At 36.9% G+C, this 20,002-nt stretch carries 13 protein-coding genes; 6 read left to right on the top strand and 7 right to left on the bottom strand.

Features of this window, described 5'->3' with window-relative positions:
* The first annotated feature begins 88 nt into the window (after positions 1-88).
* The 3 genes from ACN0U3_RS10770 to ACN0U3_RS10760 all read left to right on the top strand — a co-directional run bounded on the left by ACN0U3_RS10770 (position 89) and on the right by ACN0U3_RS10760 (position 6,199).
* Positions 89-4,474, top strand: a complete 4,386-nt coding sequence (locus ACN0U3_RS10770) for a CusA/CzcA family heavy metal efflux RND transporter (RefSeq protein WP_417266221.1) — start codon at positions 89-91, stop codon at positions 4,472-4,474.
* Positions 4,475-4,495: 21 nt separating this feature from the next.
* Entirely contained in the window at positions 4,496-5,680 is a 1,185-nt protein-coding gene (locus tag ACN0U3_RS10765) for an efflux RND transporter periplasmic adaptor subunit (RefSeq protein WP_417266220.1), read from the top strand.
* Positions 5,681-5,824: 144 nt separating this feature from the next.
* Entirely contained in the window at positions 5,825-6,199 is a 375-nt protein-coding gene (locus tag ACN0U3_RS10760; RefSeq protein WP_417266219.1) for a hypothetical protein, read from the top strand.
* A 194-nt stretch (positions 6,200-6,393) separates the two neighbouring features.
* On the opposite strand, the gene ACN0U3_RS10755 is transcribed toward ACN0U3_RS10760, so the two are convergent.
* From ACN0U3_RS10755 to ACN0U3_RS10735, 5 genes are read right to left on the bottom strand one after another with little or no spacing between them, the layout of a single operon-like run.
* Entirely contained in the window at positions 6,394-6,993 is a 600-nt protein-coding gene (locus ACN0U3_RS10755) for a YdcF family protein (protein ID WP_417266218.1), read from the bottom strand.
* Positions 6,994-7,026: 33 nt separating this feature from the next.
* On the bottom strand, positions 7,027-9,453 hold the full coding sequence (locus tag ACN0U3_RS10750) for a TonB-dependent receptor family protein (RefSeq protein ID WP_417266217.1): 2,427 nt from the start codon (positions 9,451-9,453) through the stop codon (positions 7,027-7,029).
* On the bottom strand, positions 9,450-10,832 hold the full coding sequence (locus tag ACN0U3_RS10745; protein ID WP_417266216.1) for an HTTM domain-containing protein: 1,383 nt from the start codon (positions 10,830-10,832) through the stop codon (positions 9,450-9,452). Before ACN0U3_RS10745 ends, ACN0U3_RS10750 begins: the two co-directional genes overlap by 4 nt.
* A complete protein-coding gene (locus tag ACN0U3_RS10740; protein WP_417266215.1) occupies positions 10,825-11,904 on the bottom strand; it encodes an imelysin family protein in 1,080 nt (359 codons plus the stop codon). Before ACN0U3_RS10740 ends, ACN0U3_RS10745 begins: the two co-directional genes overlap by 8 nt.
* Before the next feature lie 19 nt (positions 11,905-11,923).
* Complete coding sequence (locus tag ACN0U3_RS10735) at positions 11,924-13,066, bottom strand: DUF4856 domain-containing protein (protein WP_417266214.1); 1,143 nt, start codon at positions 13,064-13,066, stop codon at positions 11,924-11,926.
* Positions 13,067-13,228: 162 nt separating this feature from the next.
* Here ACN0U3_RS10735 and ACN0U3_RS10730 point away from each other — a divergent pair, with 162 nt between their 5' ends.
* A complete protein-coding gene (locus tag ACN0U3_RS10730) occupies positions 13,229-13,603 on the top strand; it encodes a methionine-R-sulfoxide reductase (RefSeq protein ID WP_417266213.1) in 375 nt (124 codons plus the stop codon).
* 202 nt (positions 13,604-13,805) lie between these two features.
* On the opposite strand, the gene ACN0U3_RS10725 is transcribed toward ACN0U3_RS10730, so the two are convergent.
* Positions 13,806-15,911, bottom strand: coding sequence for an OmpA family protein (locus tag ACN0U3_RS10725; RefSeq protein ID WP_417266212.1), 2,106 nt, complete (start codon positions 15,909-15,911; stop codon positions 13,806-13,808).
* Positions 15,911-17,011, bottom strand: a complete 1,101-nt coding sequence (locus tag ACN0U3_RS10720; RefSeq protein WP_417266211.1) for a tetratricopeptide repeat protein — start codon at positions 17,009-17,011, stop codon at positions 15,911-15,913. Before ACN0U3_RS10720 ends, ACN0U3_RS10725 begins: the two co-directional genes overlap by 1 nt.
* A gap of 203 nt (positions 17,012-17,214) precedes the next feature.
* On the opposite strand from ACN0U3_RS10720, the gene ACN0U3_RS10715 reads away from it, so the two are divergent.
* Both ACN0U3_RS10715 and ACN0U3_RS10710 read left to right on the top strand, forming a co-directional pair.
* A complete protein-coding gene (locus tag ACN0U3_RS10715) occupies positions 17,215-18,228 on the top strand; it encodes a COX15/CtaA family protein (protein ID WP_417266210.1) in 1,014 nt (337 codons plus the stop codon).
* A 37-nt stretch (positions 18,229-18,265) separates the two neighbouring features.
* Positions 18,266-19,708: an aldehyde dehydrogenase gene (locus ACN0U3_RS10710; RefSeq protein WP_417266209.1), complete on the top strand. Its 1,443-nt coding sequence runs from the start codon at positions 18,266-18,268 to the stop codon at positions 19,706-19,708.
* Positions 19,709-20,002: the final 294 nt, after the last annotated feature.

The raw sequence follows: 20,002 nt of genomic DNA, 5'->3' as shown, positions 1-20,002 counted from the left end.
GACAGTTAATCTTGGGCTTTTAACAAGCCCATAAGTAGAGGAAATACATTTATGTATTCCTTTAAACATTAATTAAATACAAGAAAAAATGATTTACAGAATTATATCATTTTCTATCAAAAACAAATTAATCGTTGGGTTATTGACTCTAGCCATGATCGGCTTTGGAATTTTCTCAATGCGTACCATCAATTTAGGTTCAGTTCCTGATATTACCAACAATCAAGTTCAGGTAATGACGGTTTCGCCAAATCTTTCTACTGAGGATATCGAGCAATTCGTGACCTATCCTGTGGAAGTTGAAATGGGAAATCTGCCTGGCGTTGAAGAAATTCGTTCAATTTCTCGATTCGGATTATCAGTGGTTACCATCGTTTTTGAAGAAGAAATAGGGACTTACCATGCCCGACAATTGGTACAGGAAAAATTAATTGATGTTCGCCAAAACATTCCTGAAAAATTTGGAGCGCCTAGCATGGGACCAATCACAACGGGTTTAGGAGAAATCTATCAATACAGTATTGAAGTTGATCCAAAATACGACTCCGTTTATACTTTAACAGAATTACGCTCAGTTCAAGATTGGATTGTTGCGCGACAATTAACACTTATAGAAGGTGTTGTTGGAGTGAATGCTTTTGGTGGAAACGTAAAACAATACGAAGTTAGCGTTGATCCAAACAAACTAAAGTCGATGAATGTTACCATTGGTGATGTTTATAAAGCGCTTGAAGAAAACAACACCAACACAGGTGGAGCTTATATTGAGCGCAATAAAATGGCCAACTTTATTCGTGGAGAAGGTTTGATTCGCTCTTTGGATGACATTCGAAAAATTCCTGTAAAAACAGAAAACGGAGTTCCTACGACTATTGCCGATATTGCCGAAAAAGTAAGTTATGGAAGTCAAGTTCGTTACGGTGCTTTCACTAAAGATGGAAAAGAAGCCGTTGGTGGAATGGTTTTAATGTTGAAAGACGCCAATCCAAATAAAGTAATCACTAATGTAAAAGAACGAATTGAAAAAATTCAATCTTCCATGCCAGAAGGGTTAAAAATTGTGCCTTATCTTGACAGAAGTGAATTAATTGCTAGAACGACAGATACAGTTTCAACAAACCTCATCGAAGGAGCGTTAATTGTCATTTTTGCATTGGTTATTTTACTCGGTAGTTTTAGAGGTGGATTAATAACTGCCACGACAATTCCTTTGGCTTTGTTGTTTGCTTTTATTCTGATGAAACAATTCGGTGTTTGGGCAAATTTAATGAGTTTGGGGGCTATTGACTTTGGAATTATAATCGATGGAGCTGTAATTATTATTGAAGGAACGGTTTTCGAAATTCAAAGACGAATGCGGAAGGGAACACTCAATTTCTCCAGAAAAGAAATGGACAATGTTGCCATTGAAGCGAGTAACACCATGATGGAATCTGCGTTTTTTGGTCAAATCATTATCTTGATTGTCTTCATGCCGATTTTATTCTTGCAAGGAGTTGAAGGAAAAATGTTTCAACCGATGGCTTATACTTTCGGTTTTGCGATGATTGGAGCGATTATATTGTGTTTAACATATGTTCCAATGATGTCTGCATTATTTATGCGTCCAATGAGAAACAAAAACAATTGGTATGCTAAATTTGAATCCAAATTAGAGCGATTCAGCAATGGAATAATTGGTGGAATCAACAAAGTTTATCATCCAATTCTTGAAGCTGCAATGAAATTCAAATTGGCTGTTATAGGCGTAGCGGTTTTAATTCTAGGATTAACAATTTTCACTTTCTCAAGAATGGGTGGAGAATTTATTCCCCAATTAAAAGAAGGGGATTTAGCCATTCAAGCATTGATTAGACCTGGAAGTAGCTTAGAAGAAATGATTGCTACTTCTACAACTATTGAAACCACTTTATTGGAAAATTTCCCTGAAGTGAAATCAGCTGGTTCTCGAATTGGAGTTGCCGACATCCCAACAGATCCAATGCCTATGGATATTGCAGATATGTTTATCATACTTGAAAAAGACCACAGCAAATGGACATCGGCAGAAACGCAAGAAGAACTCATCGAAAAAATGAAAGATAAACTTTCCGAAGTTTTGGTTGGTGTAAACATCGTTATTAGTCAGCCTATTGAATTGCGTTTTAACGAATTATTGACTGGAGTCCGTGAAGATGTGGCCGTTAAAATTTATGGTGAAGATTTGGACGTATTGAATGAAAAAGCACAAGAACTTGCTGCGTTAATTCAATCCATTGATGGAGTTGGAGACATAAATGCAGAACGAACTTCCGGTTTACCACAAATAAACATCAAGTTTGACAGAGATAAAGTGGCACAATATGGTGTTTCCATCGAGCAACTGAATACTTATCTAAGTACTGCATTAGCAGGTGGAGTTGCAGGAACGATTTACGAGGGAGAACGTCGTTTTGACTTGGTTGTTCGATATGGAGAGAAATACCGTCAATCGATTGATGACATCAGGCAATTATACGTTGATATTCCAAATGGCTCACAAGTCATGTTGAAAGAATTTGCAACGATTGAATATGAACCCGGTCCAATGCAAATTTCAAGAGATGATACTTACCGCCAGACTTATATAGGTGTAAACACAAGAGGTCGAGATGTAAAATCTGTGGTAACTGACATTCAACAGAAAGTTAAAGATGAATTTGTTTTACCTCCTGGATACAACATCTCTTATGGCGGAGAATTTGAGAATCTTGAAAGTGCCACAAATCGCTTAATGGTTGTAGTACCAATAGCACTTGTACTGATTTTTATTCTGCTCTATTTCGCATTAAAATCATTTACGCAATCCATCATGATTTACATCGCTATTCCTTTAGCGGCAATAGGTGGAGTATTTGCTTTATGGATTCGTGATATGCCGTTTAGTATTTCAGCTGGAGTAGGATTTATCGTGCTTTTTGGAGTAGCTGTATTGAATGGTTTGGTATTAATAAATCGATTTAATTCTTTAAAAATGGAAGGAATAACAGATATTAAAGAACGAATTTTCACTGGAACGAGAGAACGTATTCGTCCAATTATGTTGACAGCAGTAACAGATATTTTCGGGTTCTTGCCTATGGCATTTTCCGCTTCTGCAGGTGCTGAAGTTCAACGTCCTCTCGCAACGGTTGTAATTGGAGGAATGATTAGCGCAACACTACTCACATTAATTGTTTTACCTATTTTGTATATGTATTTAGAAAAAAGAAAGGAAAGAACGAAGCGAAATCCATCATTAGCAATGGGAATTGGAGTGTTGTTTATTCTAATCACTCCAATGTTTAACGCACAAAATTCAATTGAAGAAAATTGGCAACCAATTACAATCGAAGAAGCACAAGAACAAGCGTTGAGTCGCTTACCAACATTAAAGGCCAAACAATTAGAAGTCGACCAACAAACGGCTTTAAAGAAAACAGCTTGGGATTTTGGCAATACGACAATATACACCGGAAAAGAAGAGATTGGAAATGGTTCAGATGGAGTTTATACCCGGATTGGCTTACAACAGCAAGGAATCAATTTATTTGGAATTGCACCGGGGATAAAGTTTCAGAATCAACAAATTCTTTTGGCCGAAAAAGCCTTAGAATTATCTCAAATTTCTATTCGTTATGAAGTTAAAAAAGCTTGGGCTGAAGTTTATACGAATCAAGAAATTTATAAAGTTTATCAAGCTTTAGACTCAATTTTCTCAAAAATAAAAGACACGGAAAAAATACGTTACGAAGTGGAAGATATTTCAAATTTATCCTATTTATCTACAGCCAATGAAGCCAATGGATTAAGGATTAAAAAGGAACAAAAATATCATGAATACCTGATTTCAATCAAGAAATTAAACCTTTGGTTGGTCAGTGACACGGTTTTCACAGTTCCAGAAATTGAATATTCAAACTTTGTTGAGATTATAGAAATGAATGAAGATTCTATCCTTTCTCACCCGCTTCTTTCTTATTATGAACAGCAAATTAATATTGCTGAAGCGCATATTAAAAAACAGAATTCACAGTACTTACCTACTTTTAATGGTCAGTTTGGTGAACAGATGATCGCAAATCAAACAGGATTCTACACCTATCAAATTGGTATAAATATTCCGTTAATATTTAATCGTCAACTGGGACTTTCTCAAGCAGCCAAAATTGACCGTAAAATTGCTGAACAAAATTATCAGCAACAAGCAATGGAGTTGAAAATGGAGATCAATTCCACTTATGAAGACTATCAGAAATGGCGAAATACGTGGATGTATTATCAAGAAGAAGCTTTGCCTTTAGCACAATTGCAACGAAAAAGTGCGATTACTGCTTTTGAGGAAGGCGAGATTGATTACACGCAATTTTTACAAACCGTAAGAACTGCTATTCGCATTGAGGTTGACGCTTGGGATGCTTTAGATAATTATCTGCTTCAGCGTTATTTATTAGAATACTATTTACAATGGAATTAATTTCCCTAAAAAACATTTAAAATGAAAACACAATTCACAATTATAATAAGCGCTATTTTGTTGTTGGCATTTTCTGCCTGTTCAAACAACGAAACAAGCCAAGGAAATCAAGCGGAAGAGGAAGATCATGACCACGCTCATGACGAAGTGCATCTTTCACCGCAAAAATTCAAGAGTTTAAAAATTGAACTCGATACCATGCAAAGACACACTTTCGAAGGTATTATTTATACGAATGGAAGTCTTGAGGTTCCACCACAACACGAAGCGACAATCACCGCTATCCTAGGTGGAAATGTTGTTGGAATCGAAGTGATTGAAGGGACAGTGATTAAAAAAGGGCAAACCATTGCTTACTTAAGTCATCCTAATTTCATCAATATTCAAACGGCGTATTTCAAGGCATTCAACAATGATAAATACTTGTCTAAACAGGTTGAGAGACAACAAAAGTTGTCAGATGCTGAAATTGGAGCTGGAAAAGAGTTACAAAAAATAGAATCGGAATACCTATCCAACAAAGGAGATTTGAACGGTTATGCGGCACAATTGAAACAGTTAAACTTGAGTTTAAATTATATCCAATCAGGAAAACTGTATGATAGAATTCCGGTGATTAGTCCAATTGCAGGTTCGGTTGAGGCCGTTGACATTCAATTGGGACAATTTGTAGATGCACAAAAAGAAATGTTTAAAGTAGTGAACACAGAACATGTACATGCCGACTTTATGGTTTTTGAAAAGGACATTGTTCATGTTAAGAAAGGTCAGCAAATTGAATTTACAGTAGCAACATCAGAACAAACCTTAAGTGCAAAAATCATCTCGGTTGGGAAACGTTTTGAAGAAACTCCAAGAGCAGTTCACGTTCATGCGGAAATTGAAGAGAAAGACCTTCACTTGGTCGCAGGAATGTACATTAAAGGAAAGATTTTCACTGCAGACAATGAACGCGATGCCCTTCCTGAATCTGCTGTGATTACAGAAGAAGGTAAAACATACATTTTTATCACCACGCAATCAGAAGAAGAGCAAAAAGAAGAATTCGAGTTTAAAATGGTTGAAGTAATCACAGGACAACAAGAAGGTGGTTATGTAGCCATTGATTTATTGACACCTCTCCCAGAAAATGCAAAAATCGTTCAGAATGGAGCTTATTATTTGATCGCAGAAATGATGAAAAGCGAGACAGAACATAGTCACTAACAACAACTTTTTACCCTCGTCGTAGATTTTAACAGAATAGACCTAACTCTTTGTTGATGATAAATATCGATCATTGACAAAGAGTTTTTCTTTTTTAGATGAAAATTCACTAGATTAGCTAAACTACTTATAAATTAATACCTTATGAAAGAGTCCGAAAAAGAAAGAGCTTGCCAAGAGTGCGGAACACAATTGAATGGAAGACGTGATCAAAAGTTTTGTGGGGACTACTGTAGGAACACTTTCAACAACAGATTGAATGAGGACAGCAATAAATACATGCGTAGGATCAATAATATTTTACGGAAAAACAGACGTATTTTATCAAAACTAAATCCCGAGGGCAAAAAAACTGTGGATGGTATTACAATGGCTGAGGAAGGATTTAACTTCCACTATTACACCAATATCTACACCACCAAAAAAGGAAGTCAGTATATTTTTTGTTATGACCAAGGTTACCTTAAAATGGACGACAATCAGTACATGTTAGTTCATAAGCAAGATTATGTTAAATAATTATGAATGATGAGTGCTGAATACGATAGGGGTGGTTGTTTTATTCCAAACACGCGCTGTATTAAACTGCGGAAGTAGGCGGTTTTATCTAATGCTAGCTGATTGACAATTAAAAAATCCGTAGGAATCTGCGACGCATTGTATTGGAGCACGATTTTCTACAGGCCTTACAAAGCGATGACAACAATCGTCTATTACGGATTAAAACCAATTGTAATTAGTGGCTCACTTAAACTATAGAAAAATGCTTCATACACCAACTGTTTAAACTTGACTGATTTTGATGAATACATACTTGTCTTTGTTGGAGAAGATTTACATTGAATACCATTGTTTTCTGCATGCAGCATCCCCCTTTTCATGTGCAGTGGATCAGAAATCAACAAAACACTGTTTAAATTATGCGACGTAAGTAACTTTTTTGCTTCACTCAAGTTTTGAGTTGTATACTTTGACACTTTTTCAATTAGAATATCTTCCTTCTTGACGCCTTTACTAATGGCGTATAACATGGCTACTTCGCTTTCCGACTGTGTGTGACCTTTTCCAACCCCACCAGTATAAATCACCTTATCGATTACTCCTTTCTTATACAAATATATACTGTGATTTATCCTTTCTCTAAAAACAGGTGATGGAGTACCATTGTTAATTGCCGCACCTAAAACAATTGCAACATCCGATTGCTCTTCACTGTATTCAGATGAATAGTTATAAATGCGCAATGCATTCAGCATAAAGTATGCAAAAAAGAACAAGGTGAAATAGACGATAGATTTTTTTAAAAATTTCATCACTACTGAAATTAGTATTGCGGATAATTACTGTTACTTCGCAAACTTAAACTGCAATGTCACATATCCGTTAATCCCTTCAGAGGGTAGAATTCCAGGTCCAGGATAACCTGTTGCTCTTCTGGTAAAATAATTTGAATTGGTAAAGTTATTTACACCAAACTCAACTTGGAAATACTTTTTAAATGCATATTTCCCACTGAAGTCAAAGACAGAATATGCGGGGACCTCCCCCAACAGAGCATCACCTGAAGCTTCTACAGCGTTAGAGGCGTCAGAAAATTGCGCAGAATTAAAACTGTATTGAATTTTAAAAGTCCAGCTCTTGAAACTGGTACTGATTCCGGTTTTCACCATAAATTCACTGACATATTCCACTTTGTTCCCTACATAGTTTGGTTCTTTCGAACGGATGTAATTGGCGTTAATATAAGAAGCATTAACGAAGGTGTTCAAACTCCATTCGCGCTTTTCGGTCCCCAATTTCATCCAATCTATTTCCGCAAATGCTTCCAATCCATAATTCTGTGCATCACCAATATTGGTTCTTTCTTTTTTAACGGTTTTTGGTTTTGGTGCTAAGCCAATTTTATCACCATAGAAAATATAAAAGGCTGATAAATCATAAATTAAGAGGTCTTTTAAAAGTCCTCTAAACCCTAATTCAGCAGTAAACCCATATTCATCTCTAATGTTTGGATCCACCACAACGTTTGGATTGGTCACGCGTATATCTGTGAAGTTTATGGCACGGTAATTCTGTGTGAAATTAGTATATAAACTTGCGCTTTTCCCGACCTTGTAGGATACTCCAGCTCCAAACAAAGGAACTGTTCTCGACACAGCATTCGAATCTGTAACACGGTTTACCATCAGGGTATCGAAATTTAAGGGATGAACTACATATTGTTTATAGAATCCTTCCGAGCGAGTAGAAATATTTTCTAAACGGACACCTAAATTAAACCTCCATTTTTTACCTAAAAAGAACATGTTTTCTGCAAACAAAGCTTGATTTACTGAAGGATAAACAAAAGATGAACCTTCTACGTCATCGGGATGAATAAAAACAAAGTTGGCATCATCACCATCTGCGGCTGTTCCCTGTTTGGTTTTTGTTTCTCCTTGGTAAACCCTAGCTCCAACAAGTAATGCTCCTTTAATTTTTGCAGAGGAAGTTTCTGATTTAAACCAGCTGTACTTTTTCATGAAACGTGCTTCTATTCCACCGTTGATGAAGTCAGAATAAATCATTTCTCTGTTTCCTCCATTGTCGGTTTGGGTTATTTTCCCTAAGAAACCTAAAGTTCTTCGGTTTGAAATCATTCCAAAAGCACGTATATCAAAAGTTGTTGTCTTATTGATTTGATAATTTGAAGTCAAGGCCAACAAGTTCCAATCTACAGCGAACCAGTTTCTATCTCGAACACTTTGACGTGGATCTTCTTGGAAGGCCACATCGGTTAATCCCCCGGCTTGTTTGGTCAAATAATTCATGTGCGTAAACTCAATACCGACCGTCCAGTTTTCGTTTAAATAGTACCCCAACTGTGCAAAAGCTTGGTGTTGATAAAAGTGACTATTTTCTCTGTAGCCGTCTCCTCTTTTATATTGGTGATAAGCTTGATAATACATTCTTTTGTGGGAACCTGAAATCCTGTTGAATGTACTAAAGTAGCCATATCCTCCTCCAGTAATTCTAGAAGTAAACTCAAAGGGACTGTGTTTAACTGGTGCTAAAATTTCAAAATTCAATAGACCTCCAAACTGAGTTCCGAACTGTAATGCGGCAGAACCACGGATAATCTCTATGCTTTTTAGCGCCTCAATTGGTGGCGTATAGTAGCTTTCTGGATAACCTAAAGCATCCGCACTGATATCGTATCCGTTTTGTCTGGTATTAAAATTGGCTGTCCTTTTTGGACTCAACCCCCTTCCTCCAATTCCCGTTTGAATACCTGAACCATCGTTTTCCCAAATATTTAGTCCGGGAACTTTTGCATACATTTCACGCGCATTCCCTGTGGATTTTGCTCCGCTTAAGTTTTCTAATTCAATAATAGAGTTGGTTCCGGTATTTAATCGAACTCCTTTGATGGGTGGCATAAATCCCACGTTAAAATCGGCCATTCGCTTTTTCACAATAATTACTTCACCAATCTCTTGGGTTTCGTAACACATCTTCAATCGGTTGTTATTGTTGGTAGACATATCCTTTCCAGCAACAACCAATAAAGTATCATACTGACTAAAAGTAAATTGGATTGTATCTCCGTAATTTGCAGGTATAGTAAATTCACCTTTATTCGAGGCTCTTGCCAATGCTTTTGAGGCCAAGTTCTGAACCTTTATCCCTGGAACTCCTTCATTCTCTTGATCGACAATGATTCCACTATAATTTTCTTGTCCGAATGAAACGAACACCATTAAAAATGATATGATTGCTACTACTGTTCTCACTTTTCAAAAGGTTCTATCCAATCACGGTGTTTTAAATTATAAGGCAAGGCTGTCAAATCGTGTTTTTTATCAATAAACTTCTGTGATGGCCTTCCATTCAAACTCACAAATACTTCTGCATGAACTGCAGGATCGTGCAAAGTTATTGATTGTTCCTTGTTAGAGTAGGTTTTTCCATCAAATTCTTGCTTTAAATATTTTGCAAATTGCAGAATCATGTCTGGTTGGGTCATCATTTGATCTTCTTGTCTTACGGTAAGGTAATCAGTGTTGTCAATTTCTATCGTTCTCCCTGTTGCTTTATCGGTTACGTAAAAAGTAGCGTGACCTTCTTTATGCATCAGCATAACCCGCCATGAAAAGCGGAATCCTTCTTCATTCCAAAACAAGTTTCCAGGATACAAAACAAAGCGCAATGGGATGATTATTTGAAGCGCTATATACGTTGGAAGTGCAAACCTCACTAGCTTCTGTGAACCAGTATGTTTTCGAACAAGGTTCGGAACTGTCGCTGTCCATCTGAATACTTTCTTGAGTCCATTCAACATGGTCTGGTGAAACTTCACACTAAAAAACAAAGTGGTAGAAAAGATCATCACCCAAGGGAACACACCAATAGGAAACAATAACCACGTCACCACATGAAAGAAGATAACTGCCAAGTAGGCAAAAGGACGGGTGCGTTTATTCAATAAAAAGAATACGATGAACAAGTCGTACAGACACCCCATCCAACTGAAGAAATAAGCTGTAATTTCTTCCTGAAGTAATCCACCTATGAAAGGTACATTATGGTGCGCCTGCAACCAAATCTTTAAGGGTTGAGCTTCAAAAAGCCAATCAGAATTAATTTTTGCAATTCCTGCGAAAATATACACCACGGCCAATTGAAACTTTAATATTCCAATATGCCAAGCTGCTGTTTCCGTCCTTCTGATTTTAGGAAAAAGCTTTGCGTCAATGGAGAAGTCGCGATGAGCCGGAATCCACATCATTAAGAAGCTCATTAAACTTAAAAAATAATAGTGGTTGAGGTAATTGGATTTATCCAGTAATTCAACATAGGTAAAACACACAAAAAACAACAGCGTACTCACCCGATAAAACAACCCCAAGACGATAAACAGTGCAGCAACAACCATGATGATGAATGGAATGTACATTAAGTTTCCTTCCAAAGGTTTAACCCATTCAAAACCTAAGAATCCAAAAAAGAACTTCGGCTCGATGTATTGCGTTTCCACCCATCCTTTCAAAATAAAACGCACACTACTAAAAAGCAGCATAGCTCCAAAAATTATGCGAAACATAACCAATGGAGCTATAGCTGTTTGCTTAAAAAAATCAGCCTTTGTGCTTCTATTTATTGCTTTAATCACCGTCGTTGTCCTGATAAGTAATCAATACTCCAAACGCTGAAGTCATGTCTGTTTTAATGTTGACCACTTGCTGTTGAAGATGAAGGTATAACTCATCTAACTGATTCATCATTGAAGGATTGTTAATGGCTTCCTCTAAAGTCACTGTAAAAGCTTCTGCGTCTGCAATAATCAAATCGAATTTATCATTGATCACATCATCCAACCCTACTTTTTCTAAATGGACTAAATAATTGCTAAATCCAACACCACTGGTGTTATTCGCAAAACTATTTCCGTTATAAACGGCCTTTAGCCTTTTAATGCTCTCGATAAGTAATTCAAATGAAATACCGCTGTAGCGTGCCTCCACATATTCAGGCTTCACCAATCCAAGGTTTGCTTTTCCTATTGGAATTCCAACTTTTGCAGTCTTTGCCAACTCATAATCTCTATTGAATTCATTAACGAACTCCGAAAAAGCTGAAGTTGAAGAAGTACCGGTCGATTTATTGAAAACTGACTCATAATTGACCCATGCATTTACCACAGATTGTGTTTCACTGTATAGCTTCTCAATTACTTCCTCAGTATATGATAAATAAGCTGTTTCATTTTGAAAGCGATTCAGTGCATCGTAATTGTACAACAAATAATCTAAGGCATTGAACCCAATAGCGTCCAAATTATTCACAGCAGCTAAATTATAACCTCCGTTGGATATGTTGGTTTGAATTTTTGCGGTATCAACAGGATAAGTTCCTGTTGCATTTTTAAATCCAATAGAGCGTACCGGACCAAAATCAAATATCTTAACCGTTTGCCAAGTCAAATAAGCTGCTTTCCAGTTTGACTTTACTATATCCAAGTTGGCATTTGTCGGATTGTTTTTAAAATCCATAAAGCTTGATTTTAAATCACTCACCTCATGATCAAAACTATTCAAAGCGGGTAAAATGATATTCCCAGACACATTCTCTAAGAGGGCGCTTTTATTAAAATCGGCTTGATCACCATCCTTGTTTTTATCCTTACAAGAGAATAAAAAACCAAGGCTTAAAACAAATACAAATCCAACTAATTTCTTCAACATGACTTTCTTTATTTTAACATTAAAACTTCGCCTCAATCGAAGCTACAATCGCATTGATATCTGCAACTGTAATATCCCACATATTTGCAGGGAACTGAGCCATTAATGAAGTATGTTCAGCAACTGACATTCTTCTCGTTTCCAAGGGCGCATAACGTAAATTCCAGGCAAAAGCATAAGCTTCAGATAGTGCATGAAATGCTTTGGCATTATCCACACCTAAATCAGCTACAGCAGCGTTTAAGTAATAAATTGCCTGACGTGCAGAAATGGTTTCCCACATTGTTCTAATTTCTTGAATTGCAGCATCACGCTTTGCCATATCATCATTTGAAATTGCAGCACGTCCTTTCAAGAAGTTATCCATCATTACTGAATTTGAATTTAACTCTGCATCACGCACATTACAGTATTTCCCCCAAAAACTATTGGGTACATCAGTTGGGAAATTTGTAGGAACACCAAAGTATCCAAACGCTTCATCAAAATGATGTTCCATTGCCGTATAGAATTTGCCATTTGCTGCATCTACAGCTACAGAATTATCCACATTCATTTTAGCATCACTAAAATATCCATTCACTGCTTGGTGCATAAAAACAGCCCCCATCAATCCTTTTTCAATTAACTGAACTGGCTCATATCCATTGGCATCAAATAAATACTTTTTAGAACCTGATGTTAAAACACCTGCTTGACCACTAGCTGCAGTTTCAGCAAAATCATTACTGGCAAATGCTAGATCAGCCATCCAGTCTTTAAACATCTGAACATCGTCCGGAAAACATTTATTCTCTAGTTGCTTGGTTGAAGAAAAAGAGAAGTTTCCTCCTCCATTGTCACCGGTATTGGCAAACATATCTAACAAAGCTTGCTCACCAACCATACCTGTTATTCCAGACTTCATTTCAACCACCATTTCTTCTAATTGACTTAGACGATCAATTTGTCCTCCGTAACTTACAGTTGAATTTCCGTTAGCATCTTTAAAGGTATAGGTCGTTGGAACAGTATACCCTTCTGCTGTTTCATATTTACAAGAACCGTCTTCTTTTTTGGCTTCTGAATTATAATTGATTGCAGTTTCGTCCATACACCCTTCTTTCTTACAAGAAAATAATGTCGCTGCAACTGCTGTAACTAGTAAAATATTTTTTAACATCCTTTTTTGTTTTTTTGATACTGCAAAATAACAGCTTCTTCGGAAAACTGACAATACCCTAAAATAGGTATTTAGAATCATTTTAAATAAAGAATATTAATTGATATCTTTGACTGTGAACAATAGCAAGCAAAAAACGTTAAGATTAAAAAACATAGAACAATGTCAGAAAACATAAAAAAATACAATGAGCTAACACCAGAAGAGCAACGTGTCATCCTCCAGAAAGGGACAGAACGTCCTTTTACAGGAGCATTACTGAACGAATCAGCAAAAGGGATATACACCTGTAAACAGTGCGATGCTCCACTATACACTTCGGAAAGCAAATTTGACGCGATGTGCGGTTGGCCAGCCTTCGACGACGAAATTGAAGGTGCGGTTGAACGTGTACCTGATGCAGATGGGAGAAGAACAGAGATTATTTGTTCTAATTGTAAAGGTCATCTAGGTCATGTTTTTGTTGGTGAAAACTTTACTGCAAAAAACACAAGACACTGTGTGAATTCTGTTTCAATGAATTTCAAAGCATTATAAGTCTTTGTTGGAAAATGTAAAGACTTAAAACTTTGTTTTTTTGTAATAGATAAAATCTCGTTTACTTAATTTTCTAAAGATGAGTATAACAAGACCACTATGGACTGAAAGCGCTATAGGTTTAGATAAAAAAAATTCTAAGTGTAAAAGAAATAGCCAGCCGTAATTAACGACTGGCTATTTTATTTTTAACTAGTTCTGCCTATTTAGACAAGACCTTAAATTCTGTTCTTCTGTTTTGTTGATGCGCAGCTTCTTTATCTGAGCGGCGTGACATCTTAGCTATTTCAGCATCTGTTTTTATAGGTTGCTCCATACCATACCCAGCAAAAACCAATCGGTCCTTTTTGATTCCTTTTTCAACTAAATAGTCAACAACTGCTTTCGCTCTGTTCTTAGAAAGTTCTTTGTTAAATGCAGCAGAACCTCTTGAATCTGTATGACCACTAATCTCTATCTTTAATCCTGGATTTTCAATTAATAACTGTGTTAATCTGTTTAATTCAATTTCAGATTCAGGTCGTAAAGAATACTTACTCAAATCAAAGAAGATGTTTTTCAAGACGATAGATTTACCAACATTCACCTTCTTCAAGTCTATATTTAATTCGACTTCTTTATAACTAGCATCTTGTTTTACATCAAAGTTCTCTGAATGGAACAAATAGTCCGTTGCTTTTACTGCGATACCATAGTTTTTACCCCCTGGTAAAGAAACCAAATAACGTCCAGACTTACTATCTGATGTAAATTCAGCGATTACCTTATTGGTCTCATTGTCAACCAACTCAATATCAGCGGCAATTGGCGATTTAGATTCATCATCTCTTACCACTCCTCTCAAGATCATCAGCTTACTTCCAGAAACCTCAACCTTTGGCTCAATTTGGACAGCGCGAATGGCAATTGTTGCGTTGGCCAAAAGCATATCTTCCCCGCTCAATATCGGATCTTTCTTTTCCCCCAATAAAGTTACTTTATAGAGGTCGTTTCCTCCAAAGCCATCTTCACGGTAGGAGGTCATATAAGCATCTCGTCCATTTGCAGCAACAACAAAAAACACATCATGGTCTGGTGTATTGATTGGATAGCCTAAATTTTCAGGGTCAGACCAAGTCCCGTCCTCGTTTTTTACTGCTTTAAAAACATCATACCCCCCCATTGAGTTATGACCTTTTGATGAAAAATATATAGTCTTCCCGTCTGGATGAACATAAATTCCATCCTCATCATATTTTGAATTAATATTTTCTGGTAAACGCTCGACATTACCCCACTCCTCTTTTTCTTCATTCCAAGTTGCAACATAAATATCTCTGTCCTTAGGGTCTCCTTTTTTAACCAAAGGACGCTCACTAATAAAATACAACTGTCTTCCATCTGGAGTATACCAAGCAGAAGCTTCGTGGTACTCACTGCAAATGGCTTCATTTAATTTTTTTGGTTTACTCCAAGTATCACCATCTCGGAGGCTTTCATAGAGGTTACCATCTCCCTTATCATCGATATAAACAATCATTTTACTTCCATCAGGACTCAATGAAACTACAGCATCGTGACCTTTAGTATTGATCGGAGCACCTACATTTCTTGCTGGAGTCCAATCTTTGCTTGTATACCGGTTCGAAGTATAGACATCTTCAAAATATTCATCTGTAAACTCATCTCTTTCATCACCAGTTGAACCCGGTCTACGGCTCGTAAAGAAAATCTCAGAAGCATTGGCCGTCATCACCATTCCATATTCTGGATAAGCAGAGTTAATTTGCTTTCCCATATTGTCTATCCAAACGCGAACAGGATTTTTCACCAACTGCTTACCCGACTGACATTCTAGGATTCTTTTGTTTACATCCATATATGCTTCTAGGTCTTTTTTCGAATCAATACGTCCTTTATGGGTTTCGTAATGATTAATTGCCTTATCCCAATCCATTTTCAGGTGAAAACCTCTACCTAAAAAATAGTGGATGTCTGGGTGTAAGTTGGCATTTAATTGGAATGCATTTTGAAAATACTCCAAAGCCTTAAATTTTTGAGGTGTATTCAAATAACACAGTCCAATCTGATAATTCACATGAGCGCTTTTCGGATTGAATTCTTGGGCCTTCAAATAATAACTCAAAGCTTGTCCATATCTCGGAAAAGGCATTGGCATCATCAATTCGTCTGCCATTTTAAGATGACCTTCCGCTTCCTTAAACTCTTTCTTGTTGTCTTTAAAATTCTTTTTATCGAAAGTCACTTCTTGTGCAAACAAAGAAATACTGAAAAGGCTTAAAACTGAAATTAGAACTATTTTCTTCATTATTTTTCGATTAAATTTCCACAACTATTCGTTGTATAATATTCTTCTGCAATACGAATTCCGAGATCTGCGGCTTGACTCCAATCCTTACATGCTTGAACTTCGTTTCTTAACATTTCATTCGCAATGGCACGGTTGTAATACGCCGCCCCTAAATTTTCGTCTCTTTCGATTGCCTTGGTACTATACGTGACTACATTTTCATATTCCTCCATTTCCATATATACACCTGCAATGTTATTATAAGCAATGGCATAATCAGGACTTAAAAGGTTTACGCGTTTAAAATCTGAAAGCGCTGCTGGATAATCGCCTTTTTCGAATTTTGCGAATCCTCTATTGTTCCAAGCCAGGTAGTTGTTTTGATCAATAAGAATAGCTTTATCATAGGCTTTTATGGCGCGATCATATTCTTTTTGCTCTCTATATAAACTCCCAAGATTGTTATAAGCAAGACCAGATTTTTTGTTTAAATCAGCCGCTTTGGTGTAGTCTGCAATCGCCTTGTCTATTTTTCCAGTTAACTTATACGCACTCCCTCTATCGTTATAGGCATCTGCATCTTTAGGGTCAATAAGCACCACTTTAGAAAAATCCTCTACAGCAGTTTCGTACCGACCTAATTTAAAATATAAAATACCACGTTGATAATAATAACGCTTGTCGTTTTTCTTACGATCAATCGCATTTGAATAATATTTTATTGCCAAATCTGTACTGTCCTTCAGCTCTGCAAGTGTTCCTAACTCATAAAAAGGTAGATGCGCAGTTTCATCAATTGTTGTAAGGTGCAAAAATTGCTGTTCTGCCAGTTCCACTTTCTTGTCAGAAAGGTAAGTATAAGACAAATTAGAATGAGCCAAAATAAAGTCGGGAGAAATCTCGATGGCTTTTTTAAATTGCTTTATCGCTTCAGCATAATTTTTATTTTCGAAGGCTGTTGTTCCTTCGTTGTATGCTTTTTGCGCCTCTGGATCAACTCCTGTTGAGTCAATTTCTACATTATTGGCTACAACAATTTTCACGCTATCTTCTTGACCATAAGTAGATAAAATGAAAAAAAAGCAAAACAGCAGCAGGAATGACTGTAAGTTTCTCATAATAGTATTGTTTTTAAAAGACTAAATATAATCTTTTCAAGCAAATAATCACTATTTCCATTCAGAGAACTCAAACACTATTCTAATTATATGTAAAATAAAAACATGGGTTTTTCAGACATTATTGTCGTTTGAATAGTATTTTTGTTACAGAATAAAGGTGACATAAAAAGTGCTCTTTATTCCAACTAAAAATAGCTGAGATGAAATATGGAAAGTGGTTTGTTCGGGTCAATTGGATAACTCTGGTTTTTATTTTTTTAGTGGTCATTGCAGGAAGCTTTGTTAGAATTACAGGAAGTGGAATGGGATGTCCAGATTGGCCAAAGTGTTTTGGGCAGTGGGTTCCTCCAACAGACAGTGCTACTTTGCCTGACAATTACAAAGACATTTATAGCGAGAAACGAGCGAAAAAAGTAGAAAAATTCAGCAATATGCTTTCTGCCATTGGATTAGAAGAAAGCGCTAATAAAATTCGCAACGACAAGTCTATTTTAATCGAGCAAGATTTTAACGCTAGAAAAACTTGGACCGAATATGTCAATCGACTGTTTGGTTTTATGGCGGGGAATGGCGTTTTATTGGTTTTTCTTTGGATAGTCGCAAAATATCGTCAAAAGAAATTGGTCGTCGTTTCTACTGTAAATTTACTTTTATTGGTCTTCCAGGCTTGGTTTGGGTCTATTGTTGTTGCAACGAACCTTGTACCCTGGACAATAACTGTTCATATGTTTTTGGCCCTGGTCATCATCGGATTACAACTATATATAATTAGAATAGTTTCAACGACGCAACAAAAAAACATAAAAGTCAGCAAGCCATTTTACGCTTTAGTTTTCTTTATTTTCGTTGTTGTTTTTGCACAAATGTTTTTAGGGACACAGGTTCGAGAAGAAATTGATCACCTTACCAAAATGGGGATTGGCCGAGAAGGCTGGGCTGAAAACTTGGGAACCATTTTCTTTATCCACAGAAGTTCTTCATGGATTATCCTTGGTTTGATTACCGTTATGTTTTGGATTTCAAGAAAACGTAAAGATTTACGTATTATTCATTGGGCTTTTGTAATGTTAGCCATAGAATTATTGAGTGGGGTTATTCTCAATCATTTTAATGTTCCAGGTCTGGTTCAAACAGCTCATTTACTCTTTGCATGTATCCTGTTCGGAATACTTATGATGGCAACTTTCAGATTAAAGACGAATGAGATTGCATAGAAAATATTAATTTACACTCCAAGACTAAGTTATAATTATGGAAAAAATTCAGAATTACATCAACGGTAAATTTGTTGCGCCTAAAGCAGGGAATTATTTTGACAATATAGAACCTTCCAAAGGAGTTGCTTATTCTTTGATCCCAGATTCTCAAACAGAAGATGTCGAAGCGGCAATTGCAGCAGCACAAGCAGCATTCCCAAGTTGGTCTGGATTAAGCATTGAAGAACGTGGAGACTGGATGATGAAACTTTCTGAAGGAATCGCAGCAAGAATGACTGAGTTTGTTGAAGCTGAAAGTCGTGACAATGGGAAGCCCATAAAACTTGCTGAGCATGTAGATATTCCACGTGCTATTTCAAACTTTAAGTTTTTCGCCACTGGAGTTCAACACTACGCTTCTGAATCGCACGAAATGGTTGGAGTGGGAATCAATTATACTTTGCGCAAGCCATTGGGCGTTGTAGGTTGTATTTCCCCATGGAATTTACCTTTGTATTTGTTCTCGTGGAAAATTGCGCCCGCTATGGCAACAGGAAATTGTGTCGTTGCAAAACCTTCTGAAGTTACTCCGTACACTGCTTATTTATTGTGTAAGGTCATGGAGGACATTAACTTTCCAAAAGGAGTTTTGAACATCGTTCACGGATACGGTCACACAGCGGGAGATGCGATTGTTCGTCATGAATTAACCAAAGCCATCTCATTTACTGGTGGCACCACAACAGGTCAAACCATTGCGAAGATTGCAGCACCGATGTTTAAAAAACTTTCTCTAGAATTGGGTGGAAAGAATCCAAACATCATTTTTGACGATTGTGATTTTGATGAAATGTTAAGCACAACCATTCGTTCAAGTTTTGCCAATCAAGGTCAGATTTGCTTGTGTGGATCGAGGATTTTCGTTCAAAAAGGAATTTATGAGCGATTTAAAGCCGAGTTTGTAACAAAAATCAAGAAATCTAAAGTTTCCTACCCGTCAGACCCAAAAGCTCAATTGGGTGCTGTGGTTTCAAAACCGCACATGGAAAAAGTGTTGAGTTACATCGATCTAGCCAAAGAAGAAGGTGGAACAATTTTAGCCGGAGGACACCAAGTGAAATTAGATGCGCCTTATGACCAAGGATTCTACATTGCTCCTACGATCATCGAAGGATTAAAATTCGATTGCAGAACAAATCAAGAAGAAATATTTGGGCCTGTAGTGACCATTACTCCATTTGAAACAGAAGAAGAGGTTTTAATGATGGCCAATTCTACACAATATGGATTATCAGCAACAATATGGACCAATGATTTAAAACGAGCTCACCGTATGGCCAACGACATTGAAGCAGGAATTGTTTGGATTAATGCTTGGTTGGTTAGAGATTTACGTACGCCGTTTGGAGGGACAAAATCTTCTGGAGTTGGAAGAGAAGGTGGCTGGGAAGCTATGAAGTTTTTTACTGAGCCGAAGAATGTTTTTGTGAAGTATTAGCAGCTGTAGGCTTTTGGCGGTATGCTTTTGGCATGTAATACTATTGAGATTTAGTTTTAACCCAAAGGGAAAGAAAGATACTCTTCGTTAGGTTTACGCAAAGATTCGCAGAGTTGCGCAGAGGTGGGGACGCTGAGTCACGCAATAGGAGAAGGTTTCTTCTTACACAGGGATCATGGAGGAGTCACAAAGGCCTATAGGGTGTTTATTTGATATAACTTACGCTGAGTTTCGCAAAGATTCGCAGAGTTACGCAAAGGAAAGAAGGCAGAAGCACTTATATTGTAGACCACG

The sequence above is a fragment of the Brumimicrobium sp. genome (genome assembly GCF_048268645.1).
Lineage (GTDB): Bacteria > Bacteroidota > Bacteroidia > Flavobacteriales_D > Crocinitomicaceae > Brumimicrobium > Brumimicrobium ulvae.
Note: the sequence above shows the minus strand (reverse complement) of the source record. Positions and strands in the feature narration are given on the sequence as shown.